Origin of the sequence: Aldersonia sp. NBC_00410 (assembly GCF_026342035.1) — a bacterium.
Lineage (GTDB): Bacteria > Actinomycetota > Actinomycetes > Mycobacteriales > Mycobacteriaceae > Aldersonia.
This window is the reverse complement of record NZ_JAPENM010000012.1, coordinates 124,321-140,967: the sequence shown is the minus strand read 5'-3', so window position 1 is coordinate 140,967 and position 16,647 is coordinate 124,321. Positions and strand designations below refer to the sequence as shown.

Genomic DNA, 16,647 nt, shown 5'->3' with positions numbered 1-16,647 from the left:
GCCCGGGCCTGTTAGCGAATTCACGCCTGTGGATAACCCGAGTTCGGCGCCGTTGGGGCATCGTCTCGATCGCCGCCCGCACCGTCCTCCGTCGGCCCGATATCGCAGATCAAACCCCGACCGCAGACGAACTGTTCGACCACCGGCATCGTCTTCGGGTACGCCCGGCTGGTCAGCACCGTCTGCCTGCCCGCGGCAACCCGCTCGGCCAGCAACTCGCGTACGGCAGCAAGATCGACCGCAGGCTCGTCGAGGTCGTCGATCAACAACACCGACGGCGCTACCAGGTCCGGGTACCTGGCCAATTCGGCTGCCCCCAGGTATTGCACCGCCATATCGGTGTGGATGCGCCTGGTGTAGTCCTCGATCGCGCGCAGCAGATGCGTCTTACCGACCGGTTTCGCCGCCCACACCCACAGCGGGTCGTAGGTCCGCGCGGGAACTTCGGCAACTGCGAGAGCGGCGGTACGCGCGAACCTGTTGTTGGGCGCGACCAGGAAAGTGTCGAACGTGCGCGGGTGCGTTGCGGGCATGGCAGCCTCACATTTCGGATCGGGATGCCCGCAATTCTCCGCCCGCGCAACGGTTCACACCCGCCAACGCCCGTGACACGCCGCGCGACACGCCGTCACAACCTGGCGCGCACCTCGATCGTGCTGTCCGTGGTCCGCAGCGGCCGGATCAAACCCTCCTGCACGAACGAGGCGATCAACTGGCCCGCCTCGGTGTGCACCTGCCCACGCACGTAGGACATGCCCGCGCCAACCTGGGTGCTCTCGTGGCTGTAGAGCAGCCAGCCGTCCCATGCGACCGGCTCGTGGAAGCTCACCGTCACCGTCATCGGCGCGGTCGAGACGGTGTAGTGCGATTGGCTGGTGCCGATGCCCGCGTGCGCCCGCATGGTGGTCGAGATCGACAGGTGGCCGGTGAAGTACGCCAGCAGCGCCTTGGCCAGGTCGTCGCGTTGCGGGATGGACTCGTAGTGCAGCCAGGCGTACAGCTCGGGTGGGCCCACCTCGTCGGGGCTGTTCACGTCGAGGACGTCGACGAGACGCAGTTCGCGACCGGTCATCGGCATCGGCGAGTCGTTGGCCTCGGCGGGTGCCGCGACATCGGGCAGCGGCGCGTGGTGGCGGATGACGTCCGCCGACGGCACGTCCAAGAGCACCGTGATCGAGGCGCACCGGCGACCGTTCTGGTGCGCGAAGACCAGCGTGGTAGCGGTCGACCGACCCTCGTGCACGACGTCGAGCACCAGCTCGACCGGCGTTTCCACGACGATCGGCCGGCTGAACACCGCGTGCGCCGACCGGACCGACTTGTCCGGAAACCGCTTCGCTGCGGCCACTACGGCCTGTGACAGCACCTGGGTGCCCTCTACGACCAGCCGATCCTCGCCGTCGTCGATGCCGGTCTCACCGATGAACCGGTCCTGCCCGTCCGGCGCCACGTCGAACATGTCGAGCAATTTGGTCACCGACCAGGGGGTCGTTTCCACATCCTGCGAATCCGCTGCCATCCGTCGCAATCCTCTCCATGTTTACAAGGTTGAAGCTTTACAACCGAAAACGAGAATGTCACGCTCTAATTAGGAGAAGTTCCCTAACACCATGGTGGAGGATCGTCATGCCCCGCGAGTTACCGTTCCCGGTCTTCGATGCCGACAATCATTTGTACGAAACCCGGGAAGCGCTGACGAAGTTCCTGCCGGAGAATCGCAAGCGACTGATCGACTACGTCGAGGTGCGCGGTCGCACGAAGATCGTCGTGCGCGGCCAAATCAGTGAGTACATCCCCAACCCGACGTTCGACGTGGTCGCCCGTCCGGGCGCGCAGGAGGAGTACTACCGCAGCGGCAGTGGCGGTAAGTCCTACCGCGAAATCATGGGCAAGCCGATCCCTTCGATTCCCGCCTTCCGCGAGCCCGGACCGCGGCTCGAGGTGATGGACGAGCTCGGTCTCGACTACGCGCTGATGTTCCCGACGCTCGCCTCGCTGGTCGAGGAGCGCCTCAAGGATGATCCCGAGGCGATTCACGATGTCGTGCACGCGCTGAACCAGTGGATGTACGAGACGTGGTCCTTCAACTACAAGGACCGCATCTTCGCCACCCCGGTAATCACGCTGCCGATCGTCGATCGGGCGCTCGAAGAGCTCGAATGGTGCCTCGAGCGCGGCGCGAAGACCGTGCTGGTCCGCCCGGCGCCCGTGCCCGGGTTCCGCGGCAGCCGTTCGTTCGGCCTGCCCGAGTTCGACCCGTTCTGGCAGGCCTGTGTGGACGCGGGCATCCCGGTGTCGATGCACGCCTCGGATTCCGGCTATGCCGAGATGCTCAACGTCTGGGAACCGGGCGACGAGTACCTGCCGTTCAAGCCGAACGCGTTCCGGATGATCGCCATGGGCAAGCGCCCCATCGAGGACGCTATGACCGCCCTGGTCGCCCACGGCGCACTCTCCCGTAACCCGGACCTGCGCATCCTGTCCATCGAGAACGGCGCTTCGTGGGTTTCGCATCTGCTCAAGCAGTTCGCCGATGTTTACGGCAAGATGCCGCAGGAGTTCGCCGAGGATCCGATCGCCGCGTTCAAGCGCGCGGTCTACGTCGCCCCGTTCTGGGAGGACAACTTCGCCGAGGTCGTGGACATCATGGGCGCCGACCGCGTCGTCTTCGGCTCGGACTGGCCGCATCCGGAGGGCATGGCAGAGCCACGCAACTTCGTCGACGAGATCTCCGGTCTCTCACAGGCCGATCAGGCGAAAATCATGGGCGGCAACATGTTGGATCTGTTCAAGATCAAGCAGCAGGTAACCGCCTGATCCGTGCGCTTGCAGCGTCCCGATGGTTCGGGTGGGCCGTCGGGACGCTGTGCGTTGTAGGCCGAGTGCAGAGTCGAGGAGGGTGATCGATGAGTCTGGTAGCGGGACGCGGGCCGTTCGGCTCGCACCGGGCCGGGTGGTTCTCGCCTCCGGTTCCGGACAGCGTCGTGTACGTCGAGCCGCATCCGCGACGTATTCGGGCGGTGCGCAACGGCGACACCGTGATCGACACCGAGCACGCACTGATGGTGCATCGCGAAGGTCGCCCGTTGAGCTATGTGTTCCCCGCCGACGAGATCGGTGACCTGCCCGGCGAACCGGAGCCATACGCCCCCGGATACGTCGGCGTGCCGTGGGACGCGGTCGACACCTGGTTCGAGGAGGGCCGCCGGCTCGTGCACTACCCGCCGAATCCCTATCACCGGGTGGACTGCCGCCCGACCCGGCGGCGGCTGCGCGTCGAGGTCGCCGGCACCACGCTCGTGGATACCGACGACACGATCATCCTGTTCGAGACATCGCTCGCGCCGCGGCTCTACGTCGATCCCGCGCACGTCCGGACGGACCTGCTGCAGCGCACCGAGACCACGACCTACTGCAATTACAAGGGCCTTGCGACGTACTGGTCCGCGGTCGTCGACGACGCGGTCGTGCCGGACGTGGCGTGGAGCTACGCGGACCCGATGCCGGAAACGATGCAGATCAAGGGCTTTCTCAGCTTCGACGCCACCCGCGCCGAGGTGATCGCCGAGCTACCCGAATCCGTCGTCGTTGCAGCCGATTTCGGTCCCGGTAGCTCAGTCCGGTAGGCGCAGATCCGGCTTGTCGAGCTCCTCGATGTTCACGTCCTTGAACGTGATGACTCGGACATGTTTGACGAACCGGGCCGGGCGGTACATGTCCCACACCCAGGCGTCGGCCATCCGCACTTCGAAGTAGATCTCGCCGTCGGCGTTGCGTGGCAGCAGCTCCACCGAATTCGCCAGGTAGAAACGGCGCTCGGTCTCCACGACGTACGAGAACTGTCCGACGATGTCCTTGTACTCGCGATACAGCGAGAGCTCCATCTCGGTTTCGTACTTCTCGAGATCCTCGGCGCTCATCGGGTGCGGATTCCTCCTCGTCGTGGGGTTCCTGCCATCATGTCGCACTCCGCACTCGGGTCGCCATCGGGTCGCCTCACCGCCCCATCGTCGAGGGCGGCCGGGTCGATGACGGTGTCGTCGGCGCCGGCCGGAATCTGCGGCACGTTCCGCCACGACCGGCGGTGCTCACTGGTGGCACCGAGCCGGCCGAGCGCCTCGACATGCACCGGCGTGTTGTAGCCCTTGTGCGCGGCGAAGCCGTAGCCGGGCAGCGTCCCATCGAGTTCGACCATGATCCGGTCCCGCGTCACCTTGGCCAGGATGCTCGCGGCCGCGATGCACGCGGCGTTCGCGTCGCCCCCGATCACCGGCAGTGACGGCACCGGGATGCCCGGCACCCGGAACCCGTCGGTGAGCACGTAGCCCGGAACCACGCCGAGACCCGCGACCGCGCGGCGCATGCCCTCGATATTGGCGACGTGGATGCCGATCTCGTCGATCTCCCAGGCGGGGATACACACCACGTGCCACGCCAGCGCACGACGCTTGATCACCGGAAACAGTTGCTCGCGCGCCCGCTCGGTGAGTTTCTTCGAATCGTCGAGTCCGGCAAGCGACGCCATCGGGGTCGGGGCGAGCGCGCACGCCGCCACGACCAGCGGCCCGGCACATGCACCACGCCCCGCCTCGTCGACGCCCGCGACCGGACCGAGCCCGCCGCGGACCAGAGCGGATTCGAGCGTGCGCAGGCCCGCAGACTTGCGGATGACGGTGCGCGGCGGCCAGGAACCCATACAGCTGCCCTAGTTCGACTGAATGTCCGGCGAGCTGATCGTGCCCATTCGGCCCGGCGGCAGAATAATGAACACCGCCTTGCCCCGGACGTTGTCCACCGGCACGGTCCCCTGCAGCTCGTCGCCCACGTGGTAGCGCGAGTCGGCGGAGTTGTTGCGGTTGTCGCCCATCATCCAGAGGTTGCCGTCGGGCACGGTCACCGGACCGAAGCAGCGCCCGGATTTGCGCTCGGTATCACAGGTCAGTTGGCCGGGGACGAACGGGAAGTCGTTGACCACGTACGGCTCGTCGAGTGGTTTGCCATTGACCATCACCCGACCCTGGTCGTCGCAGCATTCGACGGTCTGCCCACCCGTGGCGATGACGCGCTTGACGAGATCGTTCTCGTCCGGCGGCACTACGCCGAACACGGATCCGGCGTTCTGCATGGTGCGGATAACGGAATTGTCGGACCGGATCGACTGGTAATCGGCGCTCCACGAGTCGGGGCCGAGGAAGACGATGACATCGCCCGGCTTGGGATCGCCGAACGTGTAGCTCAGCTTCTCCACGAGGATCCGGTCACCGGTGCACCCGGCGCAGCCGTGCAGGGTGGGCTCCATCGACTCCGACGGAATCAGATAGACCCGCGCGATGAAGGTCTGCAGCAGGAAACTCAGCAGCAGCGCCACCACGATGAGAATGGGGAGTTCGCGCCAGAAGGGGCGTTGCTTCTTCTTCGGTTTCGTATCGCTGTCGGTCGCTTCGTTCACCGGTGGGGCCTCGTCCGTCACAGAAGACAGGTTAGCCCGGCGCCGAGGCGCCGGGCTTCACCGTGGTTCGTACTGTCCGATACGGGCGTTAGGCCCGACCGGAGTGGAGCTTGCGGAACGACCCGAAGGTCTAGCTCAGCGCTTCTCTTTGATTTTGGCGGCCTTGCCGCGCAGGTCGCGCAGGTAGTACAGCTTCGCGCGACGTACATCACCGCGGGTCACGACCTCGATGTGGTCGACGTTCGGGCTGTGCACCGGGAAGGTGCGCTCCACGCCGACACCGAAGGAGACCTTGCGGACGGTGAAGGTCTCGCGGATGCCGCCACCCTGGCGACGGATGACGACGCCCTTGAAGACCTGGACGCGCTCCTTCGAGCCTTCGATAACCTTCACGTGCACGTTCAACGTGTCGCCGGCGCGGAACTCGGGAATGTCGCTGCGCAGCGACTGCTTGTCCAAGAAGTCCAGGGTGTTCATCGATTCCATCCTTGCGTTTCGCTCGAGTAGAGGAACCTGGCGGCGCGCATAAGCGCAGCGCTCGACCGGTTCGTACCCCTGATAGGTCGGTGTGCCCATACAGGCAACCCGTCAATTGTGCCAGACGAGGCACTGCGAGACGAAATCGCATGTCACCGGCTCGCTCACTGCCGACCGGCGGCCGCGCGCGGCTGCGGGTCCGCAGCGCTGTGCGGCGCCGGTGCCGGACGCACGATCCGGTCGAGTTCGGCCTCGGTGGCGGACTTCGCGTGCGCGACACTCGGCTGCCCGGCAATCACATCCTGCACGTAGATCTTGGCCCGGATCAGTGGGCGGCGCAGACGCTTCTCGCGGCGAATCGCCCGCTCCATCCGTTTCGGGCGGGCGGTGTAGCGCCAGCGCGACCACGGCGCACCCGGCCGGCTCAACCGGATCGCGCCGACGAGGAGCACCGGAAACACGAACAGACCCACCAGCGCAGTCCAGATCTTGCCCTTCAGGATCACCACCGCGGCAACCGCGAGGTTCATCAGGGCGAACAACCCGAGGACGACGCGCACCGGCACGCTGTTCGTTTCCCGGAACGAGGCGACGTCGATGAATTCGACCGGGTGCAAGCCGAGTAGGACCAAACCCGTCACCGCGATCGCAGCGAAAACCGCATCCACCGAGGCCCGGCCCTGCTCGGCCCAGTAGACGTCGCGCAGATAGAAGATCAGCGCGAACTCGTCGAGAACGAGCGCAGCGCCGACCCCGAAGCAGGCCGCCAGGATCGCGCCGGTGGTCCGGGTGCCGTCCTCGTACACCGCGATCAGCGCACCGCCGGACAACAGCATCGTGACCACGCCGAAGACGACGTGGTGAATGTGCTGACCACCCGGCGTGACGTTTCCCGGCCACCACTTCACCTGGGCACGAATCATCCGCACGCTGAGCCGGATGAATACGAATCCGCCGATAAACCCGAGCAGGAAGAACAACAGCGGGAGCCGACCGTGCGCAATCACCTCATCGTGAAGCCAATTGTGCATCGCCGACTCCCGCTCCGCTTGGGCTGACGCTACCGCCCGAAACCGGCCTTGCGGAGCGCATCGGCCATCGAACCGGTCGCCGAGGGGCGGTCGCCTCCGGACGGGCTCTTGCGCTTGCCACCGTCCTTGGCGACGTTGCGCCCGTCCGCACGTCGCCCGCCCGGTCGCCGTGCCTGCCGATCACCGCCGCCCGCGGCGGGCTTACCCGCGCCCACCTCGTCGTCCAGCCGCAGCGTCAGCGAGATGCGCTGGCGAGCCACGTCCACGTCGAGCACCTTCACGGTGACCACGTCACCGGACTTCACGACCTCGCGCGGATCCTTTACGAAGTTGTGCGACATCGCCGAGACGTGCACCAGCCCGTCCTGGTGCACACCCACGTCGACGAACGCACCGAACGCGGCCACGTTCGTGACCACGCCCTCCAGCGTCATGCCGGGCAACAGGTCGGCGACCTTCTCTACGCCCGCGGCGAACGTCGCCGTCTTGAACTCCGGTCGCGGGTCACGGCCGGGCTTCTCCAGTTCGGCGATGATGTCGGTGACCGTCGGCACACCGAACCGCTCGTCGGTGAAATCGCCGGGCGACAGTCCGCGCAGCACCACACTGTTGCCGAGCAGATCCCGCACGCCGGCGCCGGTGGCCGCGACGATTCGCCGCACCACCGGATAGGCCTCCGGGTGGACCGCCGACGAGTCGAGCGGGTCGGCGCCGTCACCGATCCGCAGGAAGCCCGCGCACTGTTCGAACGCCTTGGGACCGAGCCGGGGCACGTCCTTGAGGCCCTTGCGGTCACGGAACGCACCGTTCTGGTCACGGTGCGCGACGATGCTCTCGGCGAGCCCCTCGGCGATGCCGGACACTCGCGCGAGCAACGGCACCGAAGCGGTGTTGACGTCGACGCCGACGGCGTTCACCGCGTCCTCCACGACCGCGCCGAGCGACCGGGCGAGCAGCGACTCGGACACGTCGTGCTGGTACTGGCCGACACCGATCGATTTCGGATCGATCTTCACCAGCTCGGCCAGCGGATCCTGCAGGCGCCGCGCGATCGACACCGCACCGCGCAACGACACATCCATGTCCGGCAGCTCGCGGGTGGCGTACGCGGAGGCGGAATACACCGACGCGCCGGCCTCCGACACCACGATCTTGCTGAGCTTCTGCTCGGTGCCGGCGCTCTGCATCCGCGAAATCAGCTCGGTGGCAAGCGCGTCCGTCTCGCGCGAGGCCGTGCCGTTGCCGATCGCGATCAACTCGACACCGAAGCGCGCGACGATCGCCCCCAGCACGGCGAGCGATTTCTCCGTCTGCCCCTGCGGCTTGTGCGGATAGATGACCTCGGTGGCGAGCACCTTTCCGGTGCCGTCCACCACGGCCACCTTGACACCGGTGCGGTAGCCCGGATCGAGACCCATCGTGGTGCGCGTCCCGGCCGGCGCGGCGAGCAGCAGGTCGCGCAGGTTCGCCGCGAATACGTCGACCGCGTCCTTCTCCGCCGACTGTCGCAACCGCATCCGGATGTCGACGCCCAGACCGATGGAGAACTTGGTGCGCCAGGCCCAGCGCACCGTGTCGAGCAGCCACCCGTCCGCGGCGCGGCCGCGGTCGGCGATGCCGAAGCGCGCCGCGATGCGCTGCTCATAGACGGTCCTGGTACCGGGTTCTGGTTCCTCGGTGTCCGCATCGAGGGAGACGGCGAGCACCTCCTCCTTCTCGCCGCGCAGCATCGCCAGGATGCGATGCGACGGCAGCGAGGCGAACGGCTCGGCGAAGTCGAAGTAGTCGGCGAATTTCGCGCCCGCCTCCTCCTTACCTGCCCGCACCGCGGAGCGCAGTTGCCCACGCTGCCACATGGTTTCGCGCAGCTCACCAACCAGATCGGCATCCTCGGCGAACCGCTCGACCAGGATCGCCCGCGCGCCGTCGAGCTGTTCGGCGGAGAAGGTGGCCGGCTCCGTGGTCGGATCGCCGATCAGTGCATCCGCGACCGGCTCGTGTCCCGCCTCGCGTGCGATCTGCGCCTTGGTGCGCCGCTTGGGCTTGTAGGGCAGATAGATGTCTTCGAGTCGGGCCTTGGTCTCGGCGGCCATGAGCTGTCCGCGCAGGACATCGTCGAGCTTGCCCTGGGACGCGATCGATTCGAGGATCGTCGAGCGACGCTCGTCGAGCTCGCGCAGATAGCGCAGCCGCTCTTCGAGCTGCCGCAGCTGAGCGTCGTCGAGGCCCGCCGTTGCTTCCTTGCGGTAGCGGGCGATGAACGGCACCGTCGAGCCGGCATCGAGCAGGTCGACCGCGGCACGGACTTGATCGTTCCCGACCGCGAGTTCCTCGGCGATCCGGCTGTTCACACTCTGTAGCGCTGTCGTCACGCGGTCAGACACTACCGGCGACGGCGGACAGTCCGGGCGCCGCGATGGGTACGGGGTCAGTCGGTGTGCGGATCGTCGCGCAACAGATCGGGCCTGCGCTGCGCGGTGCGCTGCACGGACTGTTCGCGGCGCCAGGCGGCCACCTTCGCGTGGTCGCCCGACAGCAGAATCGGGGGCACGTCGAGGCCGCGCCAGCTGACCGGGCGGGTATAGCTGGGCCCTTCCAGCAGGCCGCCGAGAGCGGAGTCACTGGCGAACGAATCCTCTTGATGCGACAGCTGATTGCCGAGCACACCGGGCAGCAGCCGCACGACGGCCTCGGTCATCACGAGCACCGCCGCCTCGCCGCCGATCAGCACGTAGTCACCGATGCTGACTTCCTCGACGCGCATGCGCCGCGCGGCGTCGTCGAACACCCGCTGATCGATGCCCTCGTACCGCCCGCAGGCGAAGACGATGTGCTGCTCGCCGGTCCAGCGCTGCGCCGTCGCCTGGGTGAACGGCACGCCCGCCGGGGTCGGCACGACCAGCAGGGTCTCCGCGGTGCAGACCTCGTCGAGTGCATCGCCCCAGACGGTCGGCTTCATCACCATTCCGGGGCCGCCGCCGTACGGCGAGTCGTCGACCGCCTTGTGCACATCGTGCGTCCAGCGCCGCAGATCGTGCACCCCGAGCTGGATCAGACCGCGTTCGATTGCCTTGCCGAGCAACGCCGTTCGCAGTGGTTCGAGATATTCGGGAAAGATCGTGACGACGTCGAGACGCATCAGACGTCCAACAGGCCATCGGGGGGATCGACCACGACGCCGTCGGCCAGCGACACCTCCGGCACGATGTCGGTGACGAACGGGATCAGGATCTCGCGACCGTCGCCGGCGGCCCGCACCGAAAGCAGCTCCCCCGCCGCGGAATGCAGCACCTCGGTCACGGTGCCGAGCGCGGTTCCGTCGACGAGGCGCACCGCAAGTCCCTCGAGCTCGTGGTCGTAGAAAGCATCGGGATCATCGCCCTGCGGCAGATCCGCGGTATCGACGACGAACAACGTCCCACGCAGTTCGTCGGCGGTGTTGCGGTCGACCACACCGTCCACGGACAGCAACAGCCGCCCGGAATGCTCCCGGGCGGCTGTGACGGTGTATTCGGTTGTCTGCGCCGACTTCGGCTTCCGGCCGCGCAGCACCGTGCCGACGGCAAAGCGCAGTTCGGGCTCGTCGGTGCGGATCTCCACGACGAGTTCGCCGCGAATGCCGTGCGACCTGGCGACACGGCCGACTACGAGTTCCATCGGCGCTGTCCCCTAGTCCTCGAGCCCCCGTCGTCGGGTGCTTGCCTGGTCAGCGGTCGGTATCGACGACGTCGACGCGAATCCCGCGTCCGCCGATACCGGAGACGAGGGTGCGCAACGCGGTGGCGGTGCGCCCGCCGCGACCGATCACCTTGCCGAGGTCGTCCGGGTGGACGTGCACCTCGATGGTGCGGCCGCGACGGCCGGTGATCAGCTCGACGCGAACGTCATCGGGGTTGGCGACGATACCGCGAACGAGATGCTCTACAGCGTCGGCGACAACGGTGCTCACTGCTGTGCAGCCTCGGTGCCCTCGGTGGCCTCGTCGGCTTTCGCAGACTTCTTCTTCGGGGTGGTCGCAGCGGCGGCCGGCTCGGAATCGGCCTGCGCGAGCGCAGCGTTGAACAGATCGAGCTTGCTCGGCTTCTCCGCCGCCTTGCGCAGCGTGCCCTCGGTGCCCGGGAGGCCCTTGTACTTCTGCCAGTCACCGGTGATCTCGAGCAGGCGCTGCACCGGCTCGGTCGGCTGGGCGCCAACACCGAGCCAGTACTGGGCGCGCTCGGAATCGATCTCGATGAGCGACGGGTCTTCCTTCGGGTGGTACTTGCCGATGGTCTCGATGGACCGGCCGTCCCGGCGGGTGCGCGAGTCCGCGACGACGACGCGGTACTGCGGGTTGCGGATCTTGCCGAGACGGGTGAGCTTGATCTTGACAGCCATGAGTGGCGCTTCCTTTTGGTTGGTCACGGCGCAATTCGGCGGCGCGCATGGCATGCGTGCCCGGTTTTGCGTTGAGATGGGTGTTGTGACCGCCGCGCGGTACGGAACCGGAGACGGGCGAACAGCGTTCCATTGTGCCAGACGCCGTGCTCGGGCAGGAAATCGCCCACCGCTAGTCCGCCGGCTTCACCGCCAGGATCGGCTTCGGACAATTCAGCAGCACACGCTGCGCGGTGCTGCCGAGCAGCAGTTTACCCACCGGGGTGCGGTGCCGGATGCCGATGACCAGCAGTTCGGCGTCGTCGGCAGTCATTGCATGGAGCAACGTGTCCACCACGTCCAAACCCACCTCCTGGTGGATCTCGTGCGGGACGCCGCTGGCGGCGAGCGCCTCCTCGAGCCGGGCCACGCCGTCGTGCGAGGCGAACTTCGGGTCGGACCACGAGTCGCCCTTGGACGAGTTGATCACCCGCAGCGAGGTCCCGCGCGCTTTCGCCTCGGCGATGCCGTGCTCGAGGGCGGCTGAGCCGTACTCGTCCGCACTGAATCCGATGACGATCATGCGTCCTCACGCTCCCTTTCGATCATTTCCTGCACCGTCGCCTCCGGGCGGCGATGGCGGATCAGCTGCACGATTGCCGGCAGGGCCAACAACCCGACGATCAGCACGTAGACGATCACCGCGACCGGCTCGCTGAACAGGCTGCTCCAGTCGCCGCCGCCGAGCTGCAGGGTCTGGCGCAGCTGCCGCTCGATCCGCGGTCCGAGGATCACGCCGATGATCAGCGGCAGCACCGGCAGTCCGAAGCGGCGCATCATCAGCCCGAGCAGGCCGAACACCAGCAGCAGCGCGAGGTCGAGCGGCTGCAGATTCACCGCATAGGCGCCGAGCGTGGCGAAGAACAGGATGCCCGCGTACAGGTAGGGCCGCGGCGTGCGCAGCAGCTTCGCCCACAGCGGGGCCAGCGGCAGGTTCAGCACCAGCAGCAGGAAGTTGCCGATGAACAGGCTCGCGATCAGCGTCCAGATCAGCAGCGGTTCCTTCTCGAACAGCGTCGGGCCCGGCTGGATGCCATAGGAGACGAACGCGGTCAGCATCACCGCGGCGGTGGCGTTGGTCGGCAGACCGAGCGACAGCATCGGCACCAGGGTGCCCGCGGCGGAGGCGTTGTTGGCCGCCTCCGGACCCGCGACGCCTTCGATCGCGCCCTTGCCGAACTCGTCCTTGTGCTTGGAGAGCTTCTTCTCGGTGATGTAGGACAGGAAGGTCGGCAACTCCGCGCCACCGGCGGGCAGCGCGCCGAACGGGAAACCATAGGCAGTGCCGCGCAGCCACGGCTTCCAGGACCGCTTCCAGTCGCTGCGCCCCATCCAAGGCCGGCCGACCGGGATCACCTCGACCGGACGGCGGCGCAGATGCGCGGCCACCCAGAGCGCTTCGCCGAGTGCGAAGACCGCGACCGCGACGATCACGATGTCGATGCCGTCGGAGAGTTGCGGGAGGCCGAACGTGGCGCGCGGCTGCCCGGTGAGGAAGTCGATGCCGACCAGGCCGATCGCGAGACCGAGCAGCAGCGAGATGACGCCACGCAGCTTGGAACTACCGAGAATCGCGGTGACGGCGACGAGCGCGAGCAGCATGATCGCCAGATACGACGGCGCCCCGAGCGTCACCGCGAAACTCGACACCCACGGCGCGAACAGCACCAGCAGCATCGTGCCGATCGACCCCGCGACGAACGAACCGATCGCCGCGGTCGCGAGCGCTTGCGCCGCTCTGCCCGCCTTGGCCATCTTGTTGCCCTCGATCGCGGTGATCACCGACGAGGACTCGCCCGGGGTGTTGAGCAGGATCGAGGTCGTGGAGCCGCCGTACATGCCGCCGTAGTAGATACCGGCGAACATGATGAACGCCGCGCTCGGGCTGACGTTGTAGGTGACCGGCAGCAGCAGCGCCACCGTCATCGCCGGCCCGATGCCGGGCAGCACGCCGACCGCGGTGCCCAGCAGCACGCCGAGGCAGGCGTAGAGCAGGTTCATTGGCGTCGCTGCCTGGGAGAAGCCCTCCAGCAGCCAACTCAGATTGTCCATGTCACAAGATCCCGTCGAGAATGCCTGCGGGCAGCGGGATGCCGAGCCCGACGTAGAAGATGTAGAAGCTGCCGAAGGCGAGCACGGCGCCGATGGCGATATTGCGCACGTAATGCTTGCTGCCGAGAACCGTTGCGGCACCGGCGAAAAGGAATGTTCCGGTAATGGCCCAGCCGAGTGAGTCGATCAGCAGAATGGTCGCGACGAAGATCGCTACCAGCTGGCCGACGGTGCGCCAGTCGCTCGGTTCGGACAGATCGATGTCCTCGCCCTCCTCGGCCGCACCGGTGGAACCGCGCATGATCGCGACCGCGAACGCCACGGCGCAGATCAGCATCGCGATGCCGATCACCATCGGAAAGAGCTTGGGGCCAACCGGATCCACCTTGGCGAAGGCGTTGGTCAGCGAGGCGGCGTCGACGATGAGAAAGGTCCCCACCGCGGCGAGCACCCCGCAAACGACGAACTGCGCCTTGTCGATCACCTTGGGCTCGGGTTCCTGCGGCTCGATCCGGTCGTGCGTCGGTGCGCTCATGCCAACCCCAGTTCCGTCAGCGTGGACCCGACCCGCTGATCCTGTTCGACGAGAAATTGTTCGAATTCGGGCCCGGTGACGAACGCGTCGGTCCAACCGTTTTTCACCAGCGCCTCCTTCCACTCGGGGGTGTCGTGCAGCTCGGTGAGCGCATCGACCATGGCTGCCCGCGCTTCGTCGGAAATGCCGGGCGGAGCGAGGATTCCGCGCCAGTTGGTGAACTGCAGGTCGACGCCGGCCTCGGTGAGCGTGGGGGCGTCGATGCCGGGCACCCGCTCGGCCCCGGAAACGGCGAGCACGCGCACCTGGCCTGCCTCGATCTGGTCGACGTATTCGCCGAGACCGGACGTGCCGGCATCGATCTTCTGACCGAGCAGCGCGGTGAGCAGATCACCGCCCCCGTCGTAGGAGACGAAGTTGACCGACTTGGGATCGATGCCGGCCGCCTGCGCGGTCTGCATCGGGAAAAGGTGGTCCGGTCCGCCCGGTGAGGAGCCACCGCCGATCGTGACCGACGACGGGTCGGCCTTCCACGCGGCGATCAGGTCGCCGACCGTCTGGTACGGCGAGTCGGCCGGGACCAGAATGCCTTCCTGCTCCTCCACCACCTTGGCCAGCGCTGTCGCGTCGGTGACGCGATTCGTCGCGCCGTTGGTGTAGCCCGAGCCGACCACGCCGAGACCCATCATCATCATCAGGTCGTCGTTGCCGCGCTCGTTCATCAACCGCGCCATCGCGACCGTGCCGCCGGCGCCGATCACGTTGAACACCTCGACCCGGCCGGTGATGTCGTTTTCCTCCATGATCTTCACCCCGGTGCGCGCGGTCAGGTCGTAGCCACCGCCAGGGCTGTTCGGCACCATCATGCGCAGCCGATGCAGGCCGGATTCGTCGTCGCCGCGGGTGACGCCGCAGCCACCGACCAGGACCGCGACCAGCGCGAGAACCGCGGTGAGCCAGACGCTGCGTCTGCGTCTCGACATAGCTTCCTCTTTCGTCGCAGAGTGTGATCTAGAGGCAATACTGAAGGTGTCAGTGATGTAGGTCACTAATGCGGACGCAATGAAAGTAGAGTTCTTTGTGGTCACGGCTCATCGGTAGCGGAGTGGCGACGCGCTTCCTGCTGCTCCAGATCGTCGTGCTCGCGGTGGTGCTCGGTGCCGTCGGCGCGGTGTCGGTACATCTGTCGACCAGCGAGTTCGGTGATATCCGGGCGCAGCGGATGCTCTCGGTCGCCGAGAACCTCGCCTCGACCCCGATCGTCCGCGATCAGCTCGACAACCCGGCCGCCGAGCGCGTCCTCGCGCCGGAGGTGGACCGTGCCGTGGACCTGTCGGGCGCCGACCTCGCCGAGATCGTCACACCGGATGCGACGGTGCTGGTTTCGTCGGACCCGTCGCGCTGGGGTGAGCCGGCCGATCTCGGACGCAGCGATGTGACCACCGGGCGGGCGTGGTCCGGTGATCTCGACGTGGATGACGTGCACTCCATCGCGGGGCACGTTCCGGTGCTGGACATCGACGGGAATGTGCTTGCGGTCGTTGCGGTCAGCGAGGGCTATCCGTCGTTGTGGCAGCTGCTGACCGCGGGCGGCGCGCAACTGCTGCTCTACCTCGGCATCGGCGCGGCACTCGGACTGATCGGTTCGTATCTGCTGGCCCGGCGGCTCGAACGCGACACCCGCGGACTCGCGGTCGCCGAGATCGCCAGCCTCGCCGACCATCGTGAGGCGTTGCTGCACAGCATCCGGGAGGGCGTGGTGGCAGTGGACAACGCCGGGTGCATCACCGTGCTCAACGACAGCGCGCAGGAGCTGCTCGGGTTACCCACCGACGCGGTTGGCCGGCATCTGACCGAGGTGGACGTGGATCCGACGGTTCGCGAGTTTCTGCTCTCGGAGGCGAGCGAGCACGACGTGGTGCTTTCCACCCGTGACCACGTGCTGGCGCTCAACCGGCAGCCGGCGTCGAGCCGCGGCCGGCGGATCGGCACGGTGACGACGATGCGCGATTCCACGCAACTGGCCGCAATGCAGAGCCAGCTCACCTCGCACAAGAGCGTCACCGACACGCTGCGGGCACAGACCCACGAATTCGCCAATCAGCTGCACACCATTTCCGGCCTCACCCAACTCGGCGAGTTCGACGCAGTGACGGATTTCGTCGGCACCCTGACCCGGCGACGGGCCGAAATCAGCGACGCGGTCACCCGCCGCATCGCCGACCCGGCGGTCGCGGCGCTGCTGATCGCGAAGACGTCGCTGGCCGCGGAGTCCGGGGTGGCCCTCGAACTCACCGCGGATTCCCGGCTCGGCGCGCTCGAACCCGCCCTGTCCACCGATGTCATCACCATCCTCGGTAACCTCGTGGACAACGCCGTCGACGTCAGTGAGGGCAGCACCGAGTCGACGGTGCAGGTGCGGGTGCGCGACGACGACGAACTGCTTGTCGAAGTCACCGATACCGGACCCGGCGTCCCTGCGAACGCGCGCGACACCATCTTCGCCCGCGGCGTCACCTCGAAGCCGGATGTGCCGGGCGGGCGCGGCATCGGACTGGCGCTTGTACGTCTGGTCAGTGCACAGCACGGCGGGAGCGTTTCCGTCGCCGATACCGACTCTGCTTCGAGCGGAGCGGTTTTCACGGTCCGGATGCCCCGCTCCGATATCGGCGCCCTCCGATGACCGG

At 67.1% G+C, this 16,647-nt stretch carries 19 protein-coding genes; 3 read left to right on the top strand and 16 right to left on the bottom strand.

Annotation, left to right across the window (positions count from 1 at the left end):
* Positions 1-20: 20 nt before the first annotated feature.
* Both OG921_RS23815 and OG921_RS23810 read right to left on the bottom strand, forming a co-directional pair.
* On the bottom strand, positions 21-533 hold the full coding sequence (locus OG921_RS23815; RefSeq protein WP_266115038.1) for a DnaA/Hda family protein: 513 nt from the start codon (positions 531-533) through the stop codon (positions 21-23).
* A gap of 95 nt (positions 534-628) precedes the next feature.
* The gene (locus OG921_RS23810) at positions 629-1,519 is read right to left on the bottom strand and encodes an acyl-CoA thioesterase II (RefSeq protein WP_266115036.1); all 891 of its coding nucleotides are present in this window, start codon (positions 1,517-1,519) and stop codon (positions 629-631) included.
* Between the two features lie 107 nt (positions 1,520-1,626).
* Here OG921_RS23810 and OG921_RS23805 point away from each other — a divergent pair, with 107 nt between their 5' ends.
* Positions 1,627-2,817, top strand: coding sequence for an amidohydrolase family protein (locus tag OG921_RS23805; protein WP_266115034.1), 1,191 nt, complete (start codon positions 1,627-1,629; stop codon positions 2,815-2,817).
* A gap of 89 nt (positions 2,818-2,906) precedes the next feature.
* Positions 2,907-3,626, top strand: a complete 720-nt coding sequence (locus OG921_RS23800; protein ID WP_266115033.1) for a DUF427 domain-containing protein — start codon at positions 2,907-2,909, stop codon at positions 3,624-3,626.
* On the opposite strand, the gene OG921_RS23795 is transcribed toward OG921_RS23800, so the two are convergent.
* The 14 genes from OG921_RS23795 to OG921_RS23730 all read right to left on the bottom strand — a co-directional run bounded on the left by OG921_RS23795 (position 3,615) and on the right by OG921_RS23730 (position 14,943).
* Positions 3,615-3,920 carry a DUF2469 domain-containing protein gene (locus OG921_RS23795; RefSeq protein WP_266115032.1) on the bottom strand — a complete coding sequence of 102 codons (306 nt, stop codon included), beginning with the start codon at positions 3,918-3,920 and terminating at the stop codon, positions 3,615-3,617. The two genes, OG921_RS23800 and OG921_RS23795, sit on opposite strands and share 12 nt — an antisense overlap.
* Entirely contained in the window at positions 3,917-4,696 is a 780-nt protein-coding gene (locus OG921_RS23790; RefSeq protein WP_266115031.1) for a ribonuclease HII, read from the bottom strand. The genes OG921_RS23795 and OG921_RS23790 overlap by 4 nt, the downstream gene beginning before the upstream one ends.
* A gap of 9 nt (positions 4,697-4,705) precedes the next feature.
* A complete protein-coding gene (gene lepB, locus OG921_RS23785; RefSeq protein ID WP_266115030.1) occupies positions 4,706-5,470 on the bottom strand; it encodes a signal peptidase I in 765 nt (254 codons plus the stop codon).
* A 114-nt stretch (positions 5,471-5,584) separates the two neighbouring features.
* The gene (rplS, locus tag OG921_RS23780; protein WP_266115072.1) at positions 5,585-5,926 is read right to left on the bottom strand and encodes a 50S ribosomal protein L19; all 342 of its coding nucleotides are present in this window, start codon (positions 5,924-5,926) and stop codon (positions 5,585-5,587) included.
* Positions 5,927-6,090: 164 nt separating this feature from the next.
* Positions 6,091-6,957 carry a hypothetical protein gene (locus OG921_RS23775; protein ID WP_266115029.1) on the bottom strand — a complete coding sequence of 289 codons (867 nt, stop codon included), beginning with the start codon at positions 6,955-6,957 and terminating at the stop codon, positions 6,091-6,093.
* 29 nt (positions 6,958-6,986) lie between these two features.
* Positions 6,987-9,329, bottom strand: a complete 2,343-nt coding sequence (locus OG921_RS23770) for a Tex family protein (protein WP_266115027.1) — start codon at positions 9,327-9,329, stop codon at positions 6,987-6,989.
* A 56-nt stretch (positions 9,330-9,385) separates the two neighbouring features.
* On the bottom strand, positions 9,386-10,096 hold the full coding sequence (trmD, locus tag OG921_RS23765) for a tRNA (guanosine(37)-N1)-methyltransferase TrmD (protein WP_266115026.1): 711 nt from the start codon (positions 10,094-10,096) through the stop codon (positions 9,386-9,388).
* The gene (gene rimM / locus OG921_RS23760; protein ID WP_266115024.1) at positions 10,096-10,614 is read right to left on the bottom strand and encodes a ribosome maturation factor RimM; all 519 of its coding nucleotides are present in this window, start codon (positions 10,612-10,614) and stop codon (positions 10,096-10,098) included. Before rimM ends, trmD begins: the two co-directional genes overlap by 1 nt.
* 49 nt (positions 10,615-10,663) lie before the next feature.
* Positions 10,664-10,906, bottom strand: coding sequence for an RNA-binding protein (locus OG921_RS23755; protein WP_266115023.1), 243 nt, complete (start codon positions 10,904-10,906; stop codon positions 10,664-10,666).
* On the bottom strand, positions 10,903-11,334 hold the full coding sequence (gene rpsP / locus OG921_RS23750; RefSeq protein WP_266115022.1) for a 30S ribosomal protein S16: 432 nt from the start codon (positions 11,332-11,334) through the stop codon (positions 10,903-10,905). The genes OG921_RS23755 and rpsP overlap by 4 nt, the downstream gene beginning before the upstream one ends.
* Positions 11,335-11,506: 172 nt before the next feature.
* The gene (locus OG921_RS23745) at positions 11,507-11,896 is read right to left on the bottom strand and encodes a universal stress protein (RefSeq protein ID WP_266115021.1); all 390 of its coding nucleotides are present in this window, start codon (positions 11,894-11,896) and stop codon (positions 11,507-11,509) included.
* Positions 11,893-13,425, bottom strand: a complete 1,533-nt coding sequence (locus OG921_RS23740) for a tripartite tricarboxylate transporter permease (RefSeq protein WP_266115020.1) — start codon at positions 13,423-13,425, stop codon at positions 11,893-11,895. Before OG921_RS23740 ends, OG921_RS23745 begins: the two co-directional genes overlap by 4 nt.
* 1 nt (position 13,426) lies before the next feature.
* Positions 13,427-13,960 carry a tripartite tricarboxylate transporter TctB family protein gene (locus OG921_RS23735; RefSeq protein WP_266115019.1) on the bottom strand — a complete coding sequence of 178 codons (534 nt, stop codon included), beginning with the start codon at positions 13,958-13,960 and terminating at the stop codon, positions 13,427-13,429.
* Positions 13,957-14,943, bottom strand: a complete 987-nt coding sequence (locus OG921_RS23730; RefSeq protein ID WP_266115018.1) for a tripartite tricarboxylate transporter substrate binding protein — start codon at positions 14,941-14,943, stop codon at positions 13,957-13,959. The genes OG921_RS23735 and OG921_RS23730 overlap by 4 nt, the downstream gene beginning before the upstream one ends.
* Positions 14,944-15,065: 122 nt before the next feature.
* Here OG921_RS23730 and OG921_RS23725 point away from each other — a divergent pair, with 122 nt between their 5' ends.
* A complete protein-coding gene (locus OG921_RS23725; RefSeq protein ID WP_266115017.1) occupies positions 15,066-16,643 on the top strand; it encodes an ATP-binding protein in 1,578 nt (525 codons plus the stop codon).
* The last annotated feature ends 4 nt before the right edge of the window (positions 16,644-16,647 follow it).

Bases quoted from the DNA above. Each gene is read 5' to 3' on its own strand.
- OG921_RS23815 (WP_266115038.1), bottom strand. From the start codon at position 533: ATGCCCGCAACGCACCCGCGCACGTTCGACACTTTCCTGGTCGCGCCC.
- OG921_RS23810 (WP_266115036.1), bottom strand. From the start codon at position 1,519: ATGGCAGCGGATTCGCAGGATGTGGAAACGACCCCCTGGTCGGTGACC.
- OG921_RS23805 (WP_266115034.1), top strand. From the start codon at position 1,627: ATGCCCCGCGAGTTACCGTTCCCGGTCTTCGATGCCGACAATCATTTG.
- OG921_RS23800 (WP_266115033.1), top strand. From the start codon at position 2,907: ATGAGTCTGGTAGCGGGACGCGGGCCGTTCGGCTCGCACCGGGCCGGG.
- OG921_RS23795 (WP_266115032.1), bottom strand. From the start codon at position 3,920: ATGAGCGCCGAGGATCTCGAGAAGTACGAAACCGAGATGGAGCTCTCG.
- OG921_RS23790 (WP_266115031.1), bottom strand. From the start codon at position 4,696: ATGGGTTCCTGGCCGCCGCGCACCGTCATCCGCAAGTCTGCGGGCCTG.
- rplS (WP_266115072.1), bottom strand. From the start codon at position 5,926: ATGAACACCCTGGACTTCTTGGACAAGCAGTCGCTGCGCAGCGACATT.
- OG921_RS23775 (WP_266115029.1), bottom strand. From the start codon at position 6,957: ATGCACAATTGGCTTCACGATGAGGTGATTGCGCACGGTCGGCTCCCG.
- trmD (WP_266115026.1), bottom strand. From the start codon at position 10,096: ATGCGTCTCGACGTCGTCACGATCTTTCCCGAATATCTCGAACCACTG.
- rimM (WP_266115024.1), bottom strand. From the start codon at position 10,614: ATGGAACTCGTAGTCGGCCGTGTCGCCAGGTCGCACGGCATTCGCGGC.
- rpsP (WP_266115022.1), bottom strand. From the start codon at position 11,334: ATGGCTGTCAAGATCAAGCTCACCCGTCTCGGCAAGATCCGCAACCCG.
- OG921_RS23745 (WP_266115021.1), bottom strand. From the start codon at position 11,896: ATGATCGTCATCGGATTCAGTGCGGACGAGTACGGCTCAGCCGCCCTC.
- OG921_RS23740 (WP_266115020.1), bottom strand. From the start codon at position 13,425: ATGGACAATCTGAGTTGGCTGCTGGAGGGCTTCTCCCAGGCAGCGACG.
- OG921_RS23735 (WP_266115019.1), bottom strand. From the start codon at position 13,960: ATGAGCGCACCGACGCACGACCGGATCGAGCCGCAGGAACCCGAGCCC.
- OG921_RS23730 (WP_266115018.1), bottom strand. From the start codon at position 14,943: ATGTCGAGACGCAGACGCAGCGTCTGGCTCACCGCGGTTCTCGCGCTG.